Here is a 15,547-nt window from a genome sequence, read left to right on the forward strand (position 1 = left end):
CCTTTTTCCTTTCGGCGCTTGTCAGTCGTCCTCTTTGTTGGCGTTCTTGCCAAAAAAGATCCTTTGGCCGCTCGCTGCGACGATTGTTTCCATCGCGAAGTGAACAAGGCCGGTGATCAGGAATCCCATGGTCGCAATCCATGCCAGCGCGATCAAAGAGCCGATCTTCGGCGTGATGAATGCGCTGATAAACAGCAGCGCAACCACGACGCAGATCGTGAGCGCGGCTGCAGTCGAAAACATGACCGCGCGCTGCGCCAACCGGCGCCGCCTGCACAGCCGCTGAAGCTCCGTTATCTCGCGCGGACTGCGATCCTCTTCCATCCGCATTTCGAGCCGCTCGATCCGCTCGGCTACCCAGATCAGCCGGCTCATCATCACGTTCATGACCGCACCGATTGCCGCAAGGAGAAAGGCCGGCGCGAGGCTCAGGCGGACCATTTCCTGCACTCTCAAGGTGCTGGAGGTGCGCTCGAGCAGATCAGTCGCCAGGTTCGGCGCGCTGGCAAGCAGATCAAGCAGTGTCATCTTTCCCCGCTGTAATTGCCGCCGCCGCCCTTGTTGGCGTTGTACGGGTTCTTGGGGCTCTTGAGGACCACGCGCACCGGCACCGCATCGAAGCCGAGCTTCGCGCGAATGCCGTTTACGAGATAGCGCTCGTAGCTTTTCGGAAGCGATTCCAGCCTCGTCCCGAACACCACGAAGCGGGGCGGGCGGGTGCCAGCCTGCGTAATGTAGCGCAGCTTGATCCGGCGGCCTCCGGGGGCAGGCGGCGGGTTGGCGGCGAGTGCATCGTCGAACCAGCGGTTGAGCGCTGCGGTCGGCACGCGCTTCGACCAGCTTTCGCGAATTTCGAAAGCCGCGCCGAGCAGCGTGTCGAGGCCCTTCCCAGTCTTGGCGGAGACCGCGAACAGCGGCAGGCCGCGTACCTGCGCTAGCCCATCGTCGAGCGCCGCTCGCACGCCGTTGAACAGAGCAGAGGGGTCCTCGGCGATGTCCCATTTGTTGATCGCAATCATCAGCGCGCGCCCTTCTTCGAGCACCATGCTGGCGATCTTAAGGTCCTGATGCTCAAGTCCTTGCGTCGCATCGAGCAGCAAGACCACCACTTCGGCAAAATCTACCGCGCGCCGCGCATCGGCGACCGAAAGCTTCTCAAGCTTCTCCACGACATTGCGCTTCTTGCGCATCCCGGCGGTGTCGATCAGACGGATGTCGCGCATCTCCCCGGACTTGGGGTCTTCCCATTGCCAGTCGATGGCGATGGAATCGCGGGTAATTCCGGCTTCCGGCCCGGTCAGCAGGCGGTCTTCACCCAGCAGCCGGTTGATGAGTGTCGACTTGCCTGCATTGGGCCGCCCGACGATCGCGAGCTTGAGCGGACCAAGCGGCGCCTCCTCGCCTTCAGTCGCGGCAAATTCAGCTGCCGTTTCTGCCGCTTCGGACTTCGCGCCGATAATCGGCCACAATGCCTGAAACAGGTCTGCCACGCCTTCGCCATGTTCCGCTGACAGCGGGACCGGCTCGCCCAGCCCGAGCGAATAGGATTCCAGCACGCCACTTTCACCGGCAGAGCCTTCCGCCTTGTTGGCGACCAGCACAATTGGCACGTCGTGTTCGCGCAGATAACGCGCGATTTCTTCATCGAGCGGGGTCAGGCCAGCGCGTGCGTCGATCACGAACAGGGCAGCATCTGCCCCTTCTAGGCTGGCTTCGGTCTGCTTGCGCATCCGACCGGGCAAAGTGAGCTCGTCTTCGTCTTCCCAGCCTGCGGTATCGACGATGGTAAAGCTCATGCCAGCAAGCTCTGCATCGCCCATGCGGCGGTCGCGCGTCACCCCCGGCTGGTCATCGACCAGCGCGAGCTTCTTGCCGACGAGCCGGTTGAACAGCGTCGACTTGCCCACATTGGGGCGGCCGATAATAATGACCTGAGGTTTTTCGAGCGGTTTCATAGTGCGTTTGCCAGTTGGCCCTTGCGAGCCGGAATGGCAAGCACTGCGGCCGCGTTAGTCTTTCTTTGCGACCGGCGGGTTGTCGCCAAGGTCTTCGTACCAGGCTTCGACCGGGCCGTTCAGCTTGATCGTCAAGGGCTGGCCCTTGCGATCAACGGTCTTGCCCGCCTGAACGCGCACCCAGCCCTCGGAAATGCAATATTCCTCGATGTCAGTTCGCACGCGGTCCTTGAACCGGATGCCAACGCCGCGCTGCAGTTTCTCTGCGTCGAAATACTCGCTGCGCGGATTGACGCTAAGGTGATCGGGTGGAGTGTCTTGTGTTTTGTCGTCGCTCATGGCTCGCGCCGTTACTGTGGACCGCACGTCTTCGCAACATCAATCGGGCCAGAGATCAATCAGGCCAGAGATCAATCAGGAAGGGGCGGCGTTTCGGGCGGGTGTTGGCCGGGCTCGTCGAAATCGGGGGTTGGGGGATCGATCTCAGGCGGATTTTGCTCTGGCGTTTCCGCTGGAGGAGTCTCTGCTGGACGCTCCGGCGGCGAGCCTGGTTCGATATCCGGCGTGTCTGGGTCAGTTGCCATTGTTTCCTCCTGTTCCGATTATCAAAATACACCTTTCAGCGCGCTTGATCCATCGCTGCGCTTGCCCTTTTCCTTTGACCCCTTTAGAGGCGCACAGCAACGCGCGCGGGGCCCCACGGGTTTCCCGCGCGGCTTCGTTCGGGATGCGGGCGTGGCGGAATTGGTAGACGCGCTGGTTTTAGGTACCAGTATCGCAAGATGTGGGGGTTCGAGTCCCTTCGCCCGCACCACCTCCGCTGGCCCATGACCCGGCAGGTAAATGTTTGAAAAGGCTTCGGTTTAATCTCATGAAGATCACAGAAAAGACCAGTGAAGGTCTCAAGCGCGCATATCAGTTGACCATCACTGCAGGTGAAATTGCAGACAAGGTCGAAGCGGAGATCAAGAAGGTCGCGCCGCAAGTGCGTATGCCGGGTTTCCGTCCGGGCAAGGTGCCTGCGAATCTCGTCAAGAAGATGCATGGCGAGCAGATTCACGCGCAGGTTCTGAACGATACGCTGCGCGAATCGGTCAATGAACTCATGAAAGAGAAAGAGCTGCGCCCGGCGATGCAGCCGAAGATCGACCTTGTCGAAGGCTATGAAGAAGGCAAGGACGCCGAGCTGACGGTCGAGCTGGAAGTACTTCCCAAGGTCGAAGCACCGTCAACCGATGGCCTCAAGCTTGAGCGCCTCGTCGTTCCGGTGAAAGACGAACAGGTCGACGAAGCGCTCAAGGATCTCGCTGGCAACCAGAAAAGCTACAAGGACGCGCCAAAGACCAAGAAGGCGGCCGATGGTGACCAGATCATCATCGACTTCGTTGGCAGCGTTGACGGGGTGGAATTTGAAGGCGGCAAGGCTGAAGACGCACCGCTGGTGCTGGGTTCAGGCCAGTTCATCCCCGGCTTTGAAGAACAGCTCACCGGGGTGAAGACCGGCGATGAGAAGACCATTACAGTCACCTTCCCGGAAGATTATCCGGCTGAAAACCTGAAGGGCAAGGAAGCGCAGTTCGCCATCACGGTGAAGCAGGTCAAGGTCGAGACCGAAACGAAAATCGACGAGGATTTTGCCAAGTCGCTCGGCCTCGACAGCCTCGCCAAGCTGAAAGAGCTGATGAAGGGCCAGCTCGAGCAGCAGACTGCGGGCCTTACCCGGACCCAGATGAAGCGTCAGCTGCTTGATACGCTCGCTGCAGGTCACGATTTCGAAGTCCCGGGCAACATGGTCGACGCGGAATTCGAGCAGATCTGGGCCCAGCTTCAGCAGGAAGCCGCGCGCGAAGACGATCCTGAAGCAGCGCAGAAGGAAATCGAAGCCGAAAAGGACGATTACCGCAAGATTGCAGAGCGCCGCGTGCGTCTCGGCCTGCTGCTGTCGGAAATCGGCCAGGCGAACGGCGTTGAAGTCACGTCTCAGGAAATGAGCATGCTGATCCAGCAGGCGGCACAGCAGTACCGCGCTGAAGATCGCGAACGCTTCATCCAGTACGTGCAGCAAGAGCCGATGGCCGCCGCCCAGCTGCGTGCCCCTCTTTATGAAGACAAGGTCGTGGACTTCCTGTTCGACAAGGCTGAGGTCACAGAACGCGAAGTGACGCAGGAAGAGCTGGAAGCAGCGATCGAAGCAGAAGAAAGCGCAGCAGCAGAGAAGACCAAGAAGGCGCCTGCGAAGAAGAAGGCTCCGGCCAAGAAAGCCGCTGAAAAGAAGCCTGCAGCCAAGAAGGCTCCTGCGAAGAACGAGCCAGCAAAGAAGGCAGACGAAAAGCCAGCTGCGAAGAAAGCTCCGGCCAAGAAGCCTGCAGCGAAGAAACCTCCGGCCAAGAAGGCTCCGGCCAAAAAGTAATTCGCGCCCTGAACTCAGGGTCTTTGCGATAAGGTAAAAACGCCGGCTCGACTCAACTCGGGCCGGCGTTTTGCATTCAGCGGCAGTGCTGTCAGCTTACCTTGCAGGTACTGACCCCAAGCAGCGAATAGATCGGGCACATTCCGACCAATCCCGTTACCAGCGGTACAACACCGACCCAGCCCCAGGGGGAAAATGTGCCGGTGAGCGCGAGGGCGATCAGTACGAGCCCCACGATAACCCTGAGTACCCGGTCTACTGTTCCTTCATTGCGAGTCATGGCGTTTCCTCCTTTGCCAAGCGACCGTAGGCATTCTCGCGCGCAGAGCGGACGAAGTCGGTGACTTAGTCACCGTCTAACTGAATTATTTTGCAATCATAGATGGGCGAGACGCTCAAGCTTGGTTCGATCGAGCAGCGTGATCTTGCCGCGCATAGCTTCGATCATGCCGCCGCGCTGGAAATCGCCGATCTGGCGGCTGACCACGGCCCGCGCTGAGCCGATTTCAGTCGCAAGCGCTTCATGGGTAACCGAAACCTCGTCTGTGGCGCTGGCCAGACGCAACAAGGCCCGCGCAAGCCGCTCTGCGACGCTGGACAGTGCAACGTCCTCAACCAGTCTCTCGAGATCGGAAAAGCGCATCGCCACCGCAGAGAACAGAGCGTCTCTGAAAGCGCGGTCGCCTTCAATCGTGGCCTGGAACTGTTCGGCTGGAATGATCTCGATTTCCAGATCGGTTTCGGCGACACCTTCCGCTGAATACCTGGAACCTTGCACAAGGCATCCGAAGGTCTGCAGGCAGATTTCACCTGGTCGCACCCGGTAGAGAACGATTTCTCGACCATTTTCCGCTGTCAGCAAGACTTTGATCGTGCCTTTGCGAACGACAACAAAGCCGCGGCACTCATCCTCAGGGCGGAACAGCACGGAGCCCTTTGGGATTGGCATGCTGCTCATCGCGGCGTCACCTATTCACTCGGTTGCCAGGGTTTGAAAGAAGGCACTGGCAGCGCGGCTGTTCGCGCCTTTTCATATGCTGCGCCCGCCTTCAGCACCGCGTGGTCCTGCCATTTCCCGGCAAAGATGCTGAGACCAACCGGCAGGCCTTCGACCGCTCCCATCGGTACCGTCAGATGCGGATAGCCTGCAATTGCGGGGAGCGATCCGGCCCCTGAATCGCTGTTGAAATTGTCGCCATTGACGAGGTCGGTGGCCCAGGCCGGGCCCATCGTTGGCGCGATCAGGAAGTTGACGTTATATTCGTTGCGCAGCCGGTCGATGCCGTCTTCGCGCGTCGCTTTGAGGTTCGTCTCGAGCGCTTCGCGGTAAGCCGCCTCGTCGGTGGTCACGAGCGCGCGCTCAAACAGGTCCTGATTGAACCAGCGCAATTCCGCTTCTGCATTGGCCGTGTTGAACGCGACGATGTCCGCCAGCGTATCGGGCATGTCTTCACCGGGAAGCGCCGCGAGATAGGCGTTCATGTCTCGCTGCAATTCATACAGAAGTACCGTAAGCGAGCGGCCCCAGAACCCTTCAGGCCAGTCATATTCGATTTCGACCAACTCCGCGCCCGCTGCTTCAAAATCGGCGCGAGCCTGCTCGAAAGCCGCTCTGACGCCCGGATGCGAGCCGATCTGATTGGTCATCACGCCAATGCGAACGCCCTTGAGTGAGTAATCGGCAAGGCCAGCCGTGAAATCGGTCTTGTATCGGTCGGCATCGCTTGTCGTACTATCCAACGGATCGCTGCCCGCCATGGCGCTGAGCAAGAGCGCCGCATCGTAGACCGTGCGCGTCATCGGTCCGGCGGTATCCTGCGTCGCGCTGATCGGGACCACGTGGGTTCTGCTAACCAAGCCGACAGTTGGTTTGAACCCGACAATCCCGTTGACGCTGGCCGGACATGTGATCGAGCCATTGGTCTCTGTCCCGATGGCCGCCCAGGCAAAGCCCGCTGCGATCGCCGCGCCGCTGCCAGAGGAGGAACCGCAGGCGTTGCGGTCGGTCGCATGCGGATTGCGCGTAAGTCCACCGACCGCGCTCCAACCGCTGGTCGAATTGTTGCTGCGGATATTGGCCCATTCGCTAAGGTTCGTCTTGCCGAGGATCACTCCGCCGTTTTTGCGAATACTCGCAATCAACGGCGCATCGCGGCCTGTAGCATTGTCTTTGAGCGCCAGCGAGCCCGCCGTGGTCGGCCACTCTGCCGTCTCGATATTGTCTTTGACGAGGACTGTCAGGCCACTCAGGAACCCTTCGCCATGCGAAGTGTCGAAGGCATCCTTCCAGACATTCTCATTCACCGCGATAACTGCGCTGATTGCAGGCCCCTCATCATCAAGCGCACGAATGCGGTCAAGATAGGCTTTTGCTTCTCCTTCCGGCGTCCATTGATCTGCTGGAATCGGCGAGTGGCTTGGCGGTAATTGTACCTCTTGCAGGTCCTGCGCAGCAGCCGGAACAGCAAGCACACACAAAGCGAAAACAGCAGCGATTGATCTCATGACTTCATACCCTGCCACATGATCATGGCGGCGCAAGCAAAACTGCGCTTGCGCACTGACAATCGGTTTTCCCCTATGCTGGCGCTCATGCTCCGTCAGTCATAACGCCTTATGCGGGCCTCTGGCGTTTGGGCCTGCCACCGGCAGTTATCCTTTGTCTGTCTCATGGATCAGGCACGCTGTCTGTCGAAGCAAATCGCACGAGGTCAGAGTGACAACAGCCAATGAACTTTCACTTGAACTGCCCGCCGATCTCTCAGCAGATCGAAAGCGCCCCGGGGCTCTCATGAAGTGGCTCTGGTCAGGAACGATCGCGCGGCAAATGACCCGCATGTGGTTCCTCGGCACAGCATCCATCCTTTTGCTGGTCAGCGCGGGGATTTCCGGGGTCATGCGAGTCGACCAAAAGGTCGGATCCTTTGCTGCGTTTACGCAAATCTTCGTCATGTCTTCAGACGTCAAGATTGAAGTGATGAAAGCGCGTCATAGCCTTGATCAGAGCTCCTCGGCGGCCGATCAAGGCGCTTCCGCCGGGAATGCGCGCGAAGCCATCAAGGAAGCCAACAACAAGCTTTCAACTCTGCTTGGTTTAGCGGCGATCTATTCAGATTCGGATGACAAGGCGTTCACAGGCATTCTCAGCAGCCTGAATGAAGTCGCTGTTGGCCTTGAGGACGCCGAAAAAGCACTCGATCAAAAGCAGCTTGATGATGGACAGCGCGCGGCGGTTCTCGCCGGCCTGGAGATGCAATTCGAACGGATCGTGGACCTTCGCAGCGAGGCCAATCTGGTGCTGGCGGCTTTGTCGGAGCAAGGCCAGAGCGAGGTTCGCCGTTTGATCATCATTCTCCTCACCATGGGCGTGATCGCCATGATCCTTGCGATTGTCGGCAACAAGGCGGTTACGCGCCGCATTGCCAGACCCATCGTCGCCATCAGCGAAGCGAGTGAGCGGATCGCGCGAGGAGATACACAAACCGAAATTCCGCATTGGTGGCGCAGGGATGAAATCGGCAAGCTCGCACAATCGCTCAAGGTCCTGCGCGAAGTGCAGCACGAAGCCGTGTTCCAGGCTGAGCGTGAATTGGAGCGAGAAAAGGCGCTGAAGGAACAGCAGGAAAAACAGCATCGCCATCAGAAGGAAGTGATGGAGGAACTGGCGAGAAAATTCGAAGAGACTGTCGGCGATGTCGCCCGGCAGGTGGCCGCCGCTTCCCATGACGTGAGCGATGCGGCGAGCAGTCTTGCCCAGAACGTCGATCGATCCTCTGACAGGGTCAGAATGGCAAGCCAGCGCCTGGCTGAGGCCTCCAGTGGTATGACCAGCGCAGCTGCGGCCACCGATGAGTTCGCGCTTTCGATCGGCGAGGTAAGTTCACAGGCAACGGTGAGTTCCGAGCGGGCCCGCAAGGCAGCGCTAGCTGCCACCAGCGCCGACCAGACGATCGGTGAGCTGACCAGCTCGGCGGACAAGATCAGCCAGATTGTCGAAGTGATCGCATCTATTGCGCAACGCACAAACCTGCTCGCACTCAATGCGTCTATTGAAGCGGCGCGCAGCGCGGAATCGGGGCGCGGGTTTGCGGTCGTTGCCAGCGAAGTGAAGGAGCTTGCCTCTCAGACCCGGCAGGAAACGGCGCGAGTCGAAGCCTTGATCTCATCGATGCAGAACGCAACCGGACAGAGCGCGTCCGCCTTGTCGACGATCGCAATGGAAGTGATTGAACTGGAAACCTCGGCTGGTGCGATTGCCAGCGCTGTCGATCAGCAGGCCAATGCCGGGCAGGATCTCGCCCGCGCGATCGACCTCGCCGCGCAGAACACGGGACACGTGTCCGAAAGCTTCAGCGATGTCAGCGCGGTAATGACCGCGTCTCTTGCGACCGCCAGCCAGTTGCGAGACAGTTCCGAGCGCCTGAATGCGCAGTCCAAGCGGCTGCGAGAGCATGTTGCGGAATTCCTGTCGCGTGTCAGGGCAGCCTGATCGATGCGCCGAGATTGCGGTGTGATTGCGGCAGACTTTACCTCGCGCTCACCAAACACGTCCACCAATTGTCCGCAGCCAATCGGCATTAGGAGTGGGTTTCAGGAGTTAATGCTCTTGAACATCGCGGCGTGCATCGCGACATAGTGCTGCAACACTTCAGACAAGGACAGACTCGCATGATCGACGTGCTCGGTAATTCCGGCGAAACCTATGGCACACAGGGCCAGTTCACTCGCGATCCGCTGACCGGCGCACTGGTGCCGGTTGTGGTTGAGCAGACCAGCCGGGGCGAGCGCAGCTTCGACATCTTCTCGCGGCTTCTGCGCGAACGCATCGTGTTCGTGACGGGGCAGGTCGAAGACGGGATGGCTTCGCTCATCACCGCGCAGCTGCTGTTCCTTGAAAGCGAAAACCCGTCGAAGCCGATTTCCATGTACATCAACTCGCCGGGCGGCGTTGTGACTGCCGGTATGGCGATCCACGACACGATGCAATACATCAAGCCGCGGGTTTCGACGGTGTGCTTGGGACAGGCGGCATCGATGGGCAGCTTCCTGCTGGCCGCGGGTGAGCCGGGCATGCGCATCGCGCTGCCCAACGCGCGGATCATGATCCACCAGCCTTCCGGCGGCGCGCGCGGCATGGCGTCTGACATTGAAATTCAGGCGCGCGAGATCCTGCGCATCAAGAAGCGGATGAATGATCTCTACGTCAAGTATACCGGCCAGAGCCTCAAGGATATCGAGAAGGCGATGGATCGCGACACCTTCCTCGAAGCGGAGGAAGCAATGAAATTCGGTCTTGTCGACAAAGTCTTCGAAACGCGTCCTGAAAGCGAAGCCGACGGCGACGATAGTGGGTCTGGTGGCGCGCCAGAGTGAACTCGAAGCCCGTTTGGCGGCACGGACGCAGGTAACTTTGCGTTCGAAATCGACCTTTTACGAGACATTATCGCCTGTTTTCCGCCAAACTGCTGGTGCTTTCACTAGCACTAGGGCAGAAAACGTGGCTCTATATATTGATTCATAACCTTGCCCGTCTAAACTCGGGCGATTCCCCGAGGGTTTGTTCCAAGGGGCCGGGAAGCAGAAATTTATGACCGAACTGAGCGGATCGGATAGCAAGAGCACTCTTTACTGCAGCTTCTGCGGGAAGTCGCAGCATGAAGTGCGCAAGCTGATTGCAGGGCCAACCGTGTTCATCTGCGATGAATGCGTGGAACTGTGCAATGACATCATCCGGGAAGAAGCCAAGGCGGGTATCGGCGGCCGCAAGGAAGGCGAAGTGCCCACGCCGATGGAAATCTTCACCACGCTCAACGACTATGTGATTGGCCAGGATCGCGCCAAGCGCGTTCTCGCGGTCGCGGTGCATAACCATTACAAGCGCTTGAAGCATTCGGGCAAGGGCAACGATGTTGAACTGGCGAAGTCCAACATCCTGCTTGTTGGTCCGACCGGATCAGGCAAGACGCTGCTCGCCCAGACGCTTGCGCGCACTTTCGATGTGCCCTTCACCATGGCCGATGCGACCACGCTGACCGAAGCGGGTTACGTGGGCGAGGATGTCGAGAACATCATCCTGAAGCTGCTCCAGGCGTCCGACTACAATGTCGAGAAAGCGCAGCACGGCATCGTCTATATTGACGAGATCGACAAGATTACGCGCAAGGCAGAAAACCCATCGATTACGCGTGACGTCTCGGGCGAGGGCGTGCAGCAGGCTCTGCTCAAACTGATGGAAGGCACCACCGCTTCGGTTCCGCCGCAGGGTGGCCGCAAGCATCCGCAGCAGGAGTTCCTGCAGGTCGACACGACCAACATTCTGTTCATCTGTGGCGGTGCTTTTGCCGGCCTCGACAAGATCATCGGCGACCGCTTGCAGAAGCGTTCGATCGGCTTCGGCGCGCATGTCGCCGACCCGGACAAACGCCGCGTGGGCGAACTGCTCGAAAAGAGCGAGCCGGAAGACTTGCTCAAGTTCGGCCTGATCCCCGAATTTGTCGGCCGCCTGCCCGTGATTGCGACGCTGCACGACCTTGATGTCGATGCGCTGGTGACGATCCTGCAAGAGCCGAAGAACGCTCTCGTCAAACAGTATCGCAAGCTGTTCGAGCTCGAAGATGTCGAACTGACCTTCACTGACGATGCACTGAGGGAAATCGCCGAACGCGCGATCTTGCGCAAGACTGGCGCGCGCGGACTGCGCTCGATCGTCGAAGGCATTTTGCTGGATACGATGTTCGACCTGCCCGACATGGATAATGTGTCTGAGATCGTGATCGATGATGAAGTGGTGAAGGGCCGCAAGGATCCTGTCCGCGTCGTCTCCAACGATGACGGCAAGGCCAAGAAGGACGAAGCGGCTTAAGGCTAGCTTGTTCCTCCCCGTCGCGGAGCGATGGGGAGGTGGCAGCCCGCAGGGCTGACGGAGGGGTCACGTCCTTCTTTTGCAGTAGTCGGCAATAGCTTCGGCGCATTCGTTCGGATCGCGCAGCACCTCGCTCGCTGCGATCCTTAGCACATCGATCCCTTGCGCTTTGAGCCAGACATCCCGCCTCGTGTCATGTGAGGGTTGATCGCCCATATTGTGGACTTCCCCATCGACTTCGATGCCCAGTTTTGCTGCGGCGCAATAGAAATCCAGCACATATGCGCCGACCGGGTGTTGACGTCTGAACTTAAATCCGGCCTTCTTGGATTTGAGTTCGCGCCAAAGCAGGCCTTCGGGGAGCGACAGGGATTTCCGTAGTTTGCGAGCTGCAGTATAATTATGATCAGACTTGCGCACGTAGATTGACCCTTCCGACGGTGATCTGCGCTCCGCTTCCCCATTCGTGAACGAACGGGGAGGGATGTTATGCTTCTTCCCTGTCGCGGAGCGATGGGGAGGTGGCAGCCCGTAGGGCTGACGGAGGGGTAGTCTTGGTGATCAAGCAGTAAGCTGGAAGTTACGATCCGTTGACCACCCGCCAAAAAACCCCGCCCAGCCGGGGGTAATGGCTGAGCGGGGTCGGAGGACGCTGTCAGGCCGTGTCCAGTCTCGGGCCTTACAGCGCGGGGGGAGTCTTGTTGCTCAGGCGGGAAGGAACACGCCGTCGGTCACGTGGATCACGCCATTGGAGACGTCGACATCGGTCTGCACAACTGTGCTCTTGCCGCCGGCGGCGTCGGTGATCACAACTGCGCCATCAACGATCTGCGCCGTCAGCTTTTCACCAGCCACGGTATCGATTGTGGCAGTACCGCCACCTGCCTCGATCAGCGCAATCACGTCAGCAGCTTTCACCTTTCCAGCCACGACATGATAGGTGAGGATTTTTGTCAGCGTGTCCTTGTTTTCTGGTTGGACAAGCGTTTCGACCGTGCCTTCGGGAAGCTTCGCGAAGGCTGCGTCGGTCGGCGCGAACACAGTAAACGGACCCGGGCTTGCGAGCGTGTCGACAAGGCCAGCTGCCTGAACAGCAGCAACGAGCGTGTTGTGTACGCCTGTGCCTTGCGCAGCGGTCACGATGTTGGGTGCAGCCGCTTCAGCTGACTTGTGGTCGTGCGCCAGAACGGGCGCTCCAGCAGAAATAGCAAAAGTGCCCATCGCTGCAACGGCAGCAAGGGCGGCGGCTTTCAAAGTCTTTGAATTCGTCATCATATACTCCTTGATCGGAGCAAGCCCCGTCCTGCTTGCGAAAGGAGATACGAATGCGTTGCGGCAACGGATGCAGCCGCGCAAAAAAATTATGAAACGCGCGCGAGAGCGCCGCTTGCGACCACCGGGCCTGCGTCAACGCCCTCAGGCTTGCCGCCCAGCGGCTCTCGCGTCAGCAGCAGCTGTGCACCATCGGCCATCATCGGGCTGTAATCCGCGGGCACGCTGTGCGCACGCACTTCCCCCGGTGTGACGACGCCCAAGGATTCCACGCCGCCATCGGGCTTCACCAGCCACAATTCGTGATCGTGTACGCCGTCATGGGTGAGGCCGACCGCTGCGACCAGCAGATCGCGTTTTTCCGGCAGGTAAGTGAGGTCGAGGCTCAGCTGCGTGCCTTCAATGGGAACGTTGGCGAAAAGCGGCGCCTCTGCGATTTGCGTGGGCGGCGCTTGCGGCCCGGGCGATTGTCCCTGCGGCAAGGCGAGGAACGCAAGGGCGACCGCTGCCGCAGCGGCGGAAAAGCCGGTCGCCCATTTCCAGCGCTTCAACCGGCTTTCCAGCATAATTACTTCCGCTGAACTGCCGCTGGCCTTTTGCGCATCCAGAGCCGCTTCGATCTGAGCCCAGAGCGCAGGCGAAGGCTCCGCGCTTGCGACGTCGTCCAGCATCGGGGCGAGGCTTTCTTCCCAATGCGCGACCAGTGCCGCAAAGTCCGGCTCGCGCGCCAGCCGACCTTTGGCCAGCAACAAGTCCTCGCCTTCCAGCAGGCCAAGCGCAAATTCGGCTGCTGTCAGATCATCGCCGGTGAGGTCAGGAAGCAGGTCCTCGCTCATGCGGCAGCCTCCAGACAGTTCTTGAGGCGCGCCATGCCGCGCCGGATCCAGCTCTTCATTGTGCCGAGCGGTACATCTGCCCGCTCAGCCAATTCGGCATAGGTAAAGCCATCGAAGAAGGCCGCGCGAATATTTTCGCGCTGATTGCCCGACAGCGTCTCTAGGCAGGTGTGAACCCGCGCGCTGCGCTCTGCATCGATCAGCAATTCATCGGCCAGGGGCGCATCGTCGCTAAGGTCGAAAGCTTCCTCCTCAGCCACTGCGCCGCCGCGCACCTTGCCGACGCGCAAGCGGTCAATCGCCCGGTTGCGGGCGAACGTCGCCAGCCAGCTGATCGGGCTTGCCCGGCTGGGATCGTAGCGGTCGGCGCGCTGCCACAGATTGATATAGACGTCCTGCAAGGCGTCCTCGGCTTCCTTTCTATCGCCCAAGATACGTAGGCAAATTCCGAAAAGTTTCACCCGCGTGGCGAGGTACACTTCCTCCAGAGCTTCGCGGTCGCCCTCAGCCAGCCGGGCCATGGCAGCTTTGAGCTGTTCGCGTGCAATGTGGGCAGAATCAGCCATCAGCATGCAGCATCGCATGCATCACGCATCAGTTCCACCTGCAACGTGGTGTGCTGGATGCCGAAAACCTCTGAAAGTTCTTGAGAAAGTCTCTTTAAGGCATCATCGCCGGGGTGGCCGCCTGGCATTACCAGATGCGCGGTGAGCGCGGTTTCCGTGGTCGACATCGGCCAGATATGGAGGTCATGCACAGCCGCGACGCCGGGGCACTTGGCCAAGTGCTCCGCCACCGCCGCTTCGTCGATATGATCAGGTACACCAAGCAGTCCCATACGTAAGGAATCGCGAGCGAGCCCCCAGGTTCCCCATCCGATCACTGCGAGGATCATCAGGCTTGCCAGAGGATCAATCCACGCCATACCGGAAAAGAGAATAGCAACCCCGGCAATCACCACGCCGAGGCTGACCAGCGCGTCAGCCGTCATGTGCAGGAACGCGCCTCTGATGTTCAGGTCGCTATGCCGCCCACGCATGAACAGAAGGGCGGTCCCGGCATTGATAAGGATACCGATGCCTGCGACGATGATCATCGTCATGCCTTGCGGCTCGACCGGATCGATCATGCGGTGGACTGTCTCGAATGCGATCGCGCCGATCGCCACGGCGAGAAGCATCGCATTGGCAAGCGCTGCGAGGATCGTCGAGCTCTTGTAGCCGTAGGTGAAGCGCGCGTTGGCGGGCTTCTTCGCCGCCACGCTCGCCGCCCAGGCGAGCAACAGCGCCAGCACGTCCGACAGATTGTGCCCGGCATCCGCAATCAGCGCCATCGAGCCGGAGAGATAGCCGTAGGTCGCCTCGACAATCACGAAAGCGGTGTTGAGGATGATGCCTATGGCAAAGGCGGTGCCGAAGTCTACCGGCGCATGGGAATGCGCGTGGTCACCCCCCTGCAAGTGGCTATGCGGGTGGCTATGTGAATGGTTATGAGAGTGATGCGACCCCATTGCAGCTACTCATAGACGCACGCATCCAGCGCGTCACGTGCGACTACACCTACCCGCCGCTCGATCGTGCGGCCGTGGCGTGCAAGCCAGCCGCCCGGGTTCCTCACTTCGCGCTTCTTGGGCAGGGGCAGGGCAGCGGCCATGCGCGCAGCCTCGGCCGAGGTAAGCCGCGCCGCAGGATGGCCGAAATAACGCTGCGCCCCTGCCTCTGCACCATAGGTCGCAATGCCGGTCTCCGCGACATTCAGATAGACTTCCATGATCCGCCGCTTGCCCCAGATCTTCTCGATCAGGAAGGCGTAATAAGCTTCCAGCCCCTTGCGGAAATACCCGCCGCCTTGCCACAGGAAGACGTTCTTCGCGGTTTGCTGGGTGATGGTGGAGCCGCCGCGAATGCGCCCGCCCTTGGCGTTATTCGCCGCGGCTTTGGCAATCGCTTCTGCATCGAAACCGTTATGCGAACAGAACTTGCTATCCTCCGCAGCGATCACGGCGCGCACCATGTCGCGGTCGATGTTGGAGAGCGGCTCCCAATCCTTGGAGAGGCCATGTTCGTAGACCTCACCGTCCAGAACCATGGTTGCGGTAATGGGCACCGGCACCCATTTGAACAGCAGGACGAGGAACAGGCTGAGACCGACGAACCAGAGTATCGCCTTGGCGGTCCAGCGAAAGAGCGTGCGGATCATGGGATGAGCGAAT

Annotated in this window: 17 protein-coding genes and 1 tRNA gene; 5 read left to right on the forward strand and 13 right to left on the reverse strand. The window is 59.8% G+C overall.

Annotation, left to right across the window (positions count from 1 at the left end; genetic code table 11):
* Positions 1 to 21: 21 nt before the first annotated feature.
* The 4 genes from ACG9DO_RS06100 to ACG9DO_RS06115 all read right to left on the reverse strand — a co-directional run bounded on the left by ACG9DO_RS06100 (position 22) and on the right by ACG9DO_RS06115 (position 2,539).
* On the reverse strand, positions 22 to 528 hold the full coding sequence (locus ACG9DO_RS06100) for a DUF2721 domain-containing protein (protein WP_394730829.1): 507 nt from the start codon (positions 526 to 528) through the stop codon (positions 22 to 24).
* Positions 525 to 1,955 (reverse strand): ribosome biogenesis GTPase Der, encoded by a 1,431-nt coding sequence (gene der / locus ACG9DO_RS06105; RefSeq protein ID WP_394730830.1) that lies wholly within the window; start codon positions 1,953 to 1,955, stop codon positions 525 to 527. The genes ACG9DO_RS06100 and der overlap by 4 nt, the downstream gene beginning before the upstream one ends.
* A 54-nt stretch (positions 1,956 to 2,009) precedes the next feature.
* The gene (locus ACG9DO_RS06110; protein ID WP_394730831.1) at positions 2,010 to 2,294 is read right to left on the reverse strand and encodes a DUF3297 family protein; all 285 of its coding nucleotides are present in this window, start codon (positions 2,292 to 2,294) and stop codon (positions 2,010 to 2,012) included.
* A 71-nt stretch (positions 2,295 to 2,365) separates the two neighbouring features.
* A complete protein-coding gene (locus tag ACG9DO_RS06115) occupies positions 2,366 to 2,539 on the reverse strand; it encodes a hypothetical protein (protein WP_394730832.1) in 174 nt (57 codons plus the stop codon).
* Positions 2,540 to 2,684: 145 nt separating this feature from the next.
* On the opposite strand from ACG9DO_RS06115, the gene ACG9DO_RS06120 reads away from it, so the two are divergent.
* A tRNA-Leu gene (locus tag ACG9DO_RS06120) sits at positions 2,685 to 2,769 on the forward strand.
* Positions 2,770 to 2,826: 57 nt separating this feature from the next.
* Positions 2,827 to 4,365 (forward strand): trigger factor, encoded by a 1,539-nt coding sequence (gene tig, locus ACG9DO_RS06125; protein ID WP_394730833.1) that lies wholly within the window; start codon positions 2,827 to 2,829, stop codon positions 4,363 to 4,365.
* Positions 4,366 to 4,456: 91 nt separating this feature from the next.
* Here tig and ACG9DO_RS06130 read toward each other — a convergent pair whose 3' ends face one another.
* The 3 genes from ACG9DO_RS06130 to ACG9DO_RS06140 form a co-directional block, all read right to left on the reverse strand.
* Positions 4,457 to 4,645: a DUF2892 domain-containing protein gene (locus ACG9DO_RS06130; RefSeq protein WP_394730834.1), complete on the reverse strand. Its 189-nt coding sequence runs from the start codon at positions 4,643 to 4,645 to the stop codon at positions 4,457 to 4,459.
* A 96-nt stretch (positions 4,646 to 4,741) separates the two neighbouring features.
* Positions 4,742 to 5,323, reverse strand: a complete 582-nt coding sequence (locus ACG9DO_RS06135) for a Crp/Fnr family transcriptional regulator (protein ID WP_394730835.1) — start codon at positions 5,321 to 5,323, stop codon at positions 4,742 to 4,744.
* Between the two features lie 11 nt (positions 5,324 to 5,334).
* Positions 5,335 to 6,870 carry an amidase gene (locus ACG9DO_RS06140; RefSeq protein WP_394730836.1) on the reverse strand — a complete coding sequence of 512 codons (1,536 nt, stop codon included), beginning with the start codon at positions 6,868 to 6,870 and terminating at the stop codon, positions 5,335 to 5,337.
* A gap of 322 nt (positions 6,871 to 7,192) precedes the next feature.
* On the opposite strand from ACG9DO_RS06140, the gene ACG9DO_RS06145 reads away from it, so the two are divergent.
* The 3 genes from ACG9DO_RS06145 to clpX all read left to right on the forward strand — a co-directional run bounded on the left by ACG9DO_RS06145 (position 7,193) and on the right by clpX (position 11,227).
* Positions 7,193 to 8,854, forward strand: coding sequence for a methyl-accepting chemotaxis protein (locus ACG9DO_RS06145; protein WP_394730837.1), 1,662 nt, complete (start codon positions 7,193 to 7,195; stop codon positions 8,852 to 8,854).
* 179 nt (positions 8,855 to 9,033) lie between these two features.
* Entirely contained in the window at positions 9,034 to 9,738 is a 705-nt protein-coding gene (locus tag ACG9DO_RS06150) for an ATP-dependent Clp protease proteolytic subunit (protein WP_394730838.1), read from the forward strand.
* A gap of 214 nt (positions 9,739 to 9,952) precedes the next feature.
* Complete coding sequence (gene clpX / locus ACG9DO_RS06155) at positions 9,953 to 11,227, forward strand: ATP-dependent Clp protease ATP-binding subunit ClpX (protein ID WP_394730839.1); 1,275 nt, start codon at positions 9,953 to 9,955, stop codon at positions 11,225 to 11,227.
* 66 nt (positions 11,228 to 11,293) lie between these two features.
* On the opposite strand, the gene ACG9DO_RS06160 is transcribed toward clpX, so the two are convergent.
* The 6 genes from ACG9DO_RS06160 to mtgA form a co-directional block, all read right to left on the reverse strand.
* Positions 11,294 to 11,647: an endonuclease domain-containing protein gene (locus ACG9DO_RS06160; RefSeq protein ID WP_394730840.1), complete on the reverse strand. Its 354-nt coding sequence runs from the start codon at positions 11,645 to 11,647 to the stop codon at positions 11,294 to 11,296.
* A gap of 285 nt (positions 11,648 to 11,932) precedes the next feature.
* Positions 11,933 to 12,502, reverse strand: a complete 570-nt coding sequence (locus ACG9DO_RS06165; protein ID WP_394730841.1) for a fasciclin domain-containing protein — start codon at positions 12,500 to 12,502, stop codon at positions 11,933 to 11,935.
* 86 nt (positions 12,503 to 12,588) lie between these two features.
* Positions 12,589 to 13,335 (reverse strand): anti-sigma factor domain-containing protein, encoded by a 747-nt coding sequence (locus tag ACG9DO_RS06170; RefSeq protein WP_394730842.1) that lies wholly within the window; start codon positions 13,333 to 13,335, stop codon positions 12,589 to 12,591.
* On the reverse strand, positions 13,332 to 13,907 hold the full coding sequence (locus ACG9DO_RS06175) for a sigma-70 family RNA polymerase sigma factor (protein ID WP_394730843.1): 576 nt from the start codon (positions 13,905 to 13,907) through the stop codon (positions 13,332 to 13,334). The genes ACG9DO_RS06170 and ACG9DO_RS06175 overlap by 4 nt, the downstream gene beginning before the upstream one ends.
* A complete protein-coding gene (locus tag ACG9DO_RS06180) occupies positions 13,901 to 14,845 on the reverse strand; it encodes a cation diffusion facilitator family transporter (RefSeq protein WP_394730844.1) in 945 nt (314 codons plus the stop codon). Before ACG9DO_RS06180 ends, ACG9DO_RS06175 begins: the two co-directional genes overlap by 7 nt.
* A gap of 5 nt (positions 14,846 to 14,850) precedes the next feature.
* Positions 14,851 to 15,534, reverse strand: a complete 684-nt coding sequence (mtgA, locus tag ACG9DO_RS06185) for a monofunctional biosynthetic peptidoglycan transglycosylase (RefSeq protein WP_394730845.1) — start codon at positions 15,532 to 15,534, stop codon at positions 14,851 to 14,853.
* Positions 15,535 to 15,547 lie beyond the last annotated feature (13 nt).

It is taken from the genome of Altererythrobacter sp. GH1-8 (assembly GCF_043702085.1).
In the GTDB taxonomy this organism is placed as follows: domain Bacteria; phylum Pseudomonadota; class Alphaproteobacteria; order Sphingomonadales; family Sphingomonadaceae; genus Erythrobacter.

Excerpts from the sequence above, each read along its gene's own strand:
- ACG9DO_RS06100 (WP_394730829.1), bottom strand. The coding sequence starts at position 528 with ATGACACTGCTTGATCTGCTTGCCAGCGCGCCGAACCTGGCGACTGAT.
- der (WP_394730830.1), bottom strand. The coding sequence starts at position 1,955 with ATGAAACCGCTCGAAAAACCTCAGGTCATTATTATCGGCCGCCCCAAT.
- ACG9DO_RS06110 (WP_394730831.1), bottom strand. The coding sequence starts at position 2,294 with ATGAGCGACGACAAAACACAAGACACTCCACCCGATCACCTTAGCGTC.
- ACG9DO_RS06115 (WP_394730832.1), bottom strand. The coding sequence starts at position 2,539 with ATGGCAACTGACCCAGACACGCCGGATATCGAACCAGGCTCGCCGCCG.
- tig (WP_394730833.1), top strand. The coding sequence starts at position 2,827 with ATGAAGATCACAGAAAAGACCAGTGAAGGTCTCAAGCGCGCATATCAG.
- ACG9DO_RS06130 (WP_394730834.1), bottom strand. The coding sequence starts at position 4,645 with ATGACTCGCAATGAAGGAACAGTAGACCGGGTACTCAGGGTTATCGTG.
- ACG9DO_RS06135 (WP_394730835.1), bottom strand. The coding sequence starts at position 5,323 with ATGAGCAGCATGCCAATCCCAAAGGGCTCCGTGCTGTTCCGCCCTGAG.
- ACG9DO_RS06140 (WP_394730836.1), bottom strand. The coding sequence starts at position 6,870 with ATGAGATCAATCGCTGCTGTTTTCGCTTTGTGTGTGCTTGCTGTTCCG.
- ACG9DO_RS06145 (WP_394730837.1), top strand. The coding sequence starts at position 7,193 with ATGACCCGCATGTGGTTCCTCGGCACAGCATCCATCCTTTTGCTGGTC.
- ACG9DO_RS06150 (WP_394730838.1), top strand. The coding sequence starts at position 9,034 with ATGATCGACGTGCTCGGTAATTCCGGCGAAACCTATGGCACACAGGGC.
- clpX (WP_394730839.1), top strand. The coding sequence starts at position 9,953 with ATGACCGAACTGAGCGGATCGGATAGCAAGAGCACTCTTTACTGCAGC.
- ACG9DO_RS06165 (WP_394730841.1), bottom strand. The coding sequence starts at position 12,502 with ATGATGACGAATTCAAAGACTTTGAAAGCCGCCGCCCTTGCTGCCGTT.
- ACG9DO_RS06170 (WP_394730842.1), bottom strand. The coding sequence starts at position 13,335 with ATGAGCGAGGACCTGCTTCCTGACCTCACCGGCGATGATCTGACAGCA.
- ACG9DO_RS06175 (WP_394730843.1), bottom strand. The coding sequence starts at position 13,907 with ATGCTGATGGCTGATTCTGCCCACATTGCACGCGAACAGCTCAAAGCT.
- ACG9DO_RS06180 (WP_394730844.1), bottom strand. The coding sequence starts at position 14,845 with ATGGGGTCGCATCACTCTCATAACCATTCACATAGCCACCCGCATAGC.
- mtgA (WP_394730845.1), bottom strand. The coding sequence starts at position 15,534 with ATGATCCGCACGCTCTTTCGCTGGACCGCCAAGGCGATACTCTGGTTC.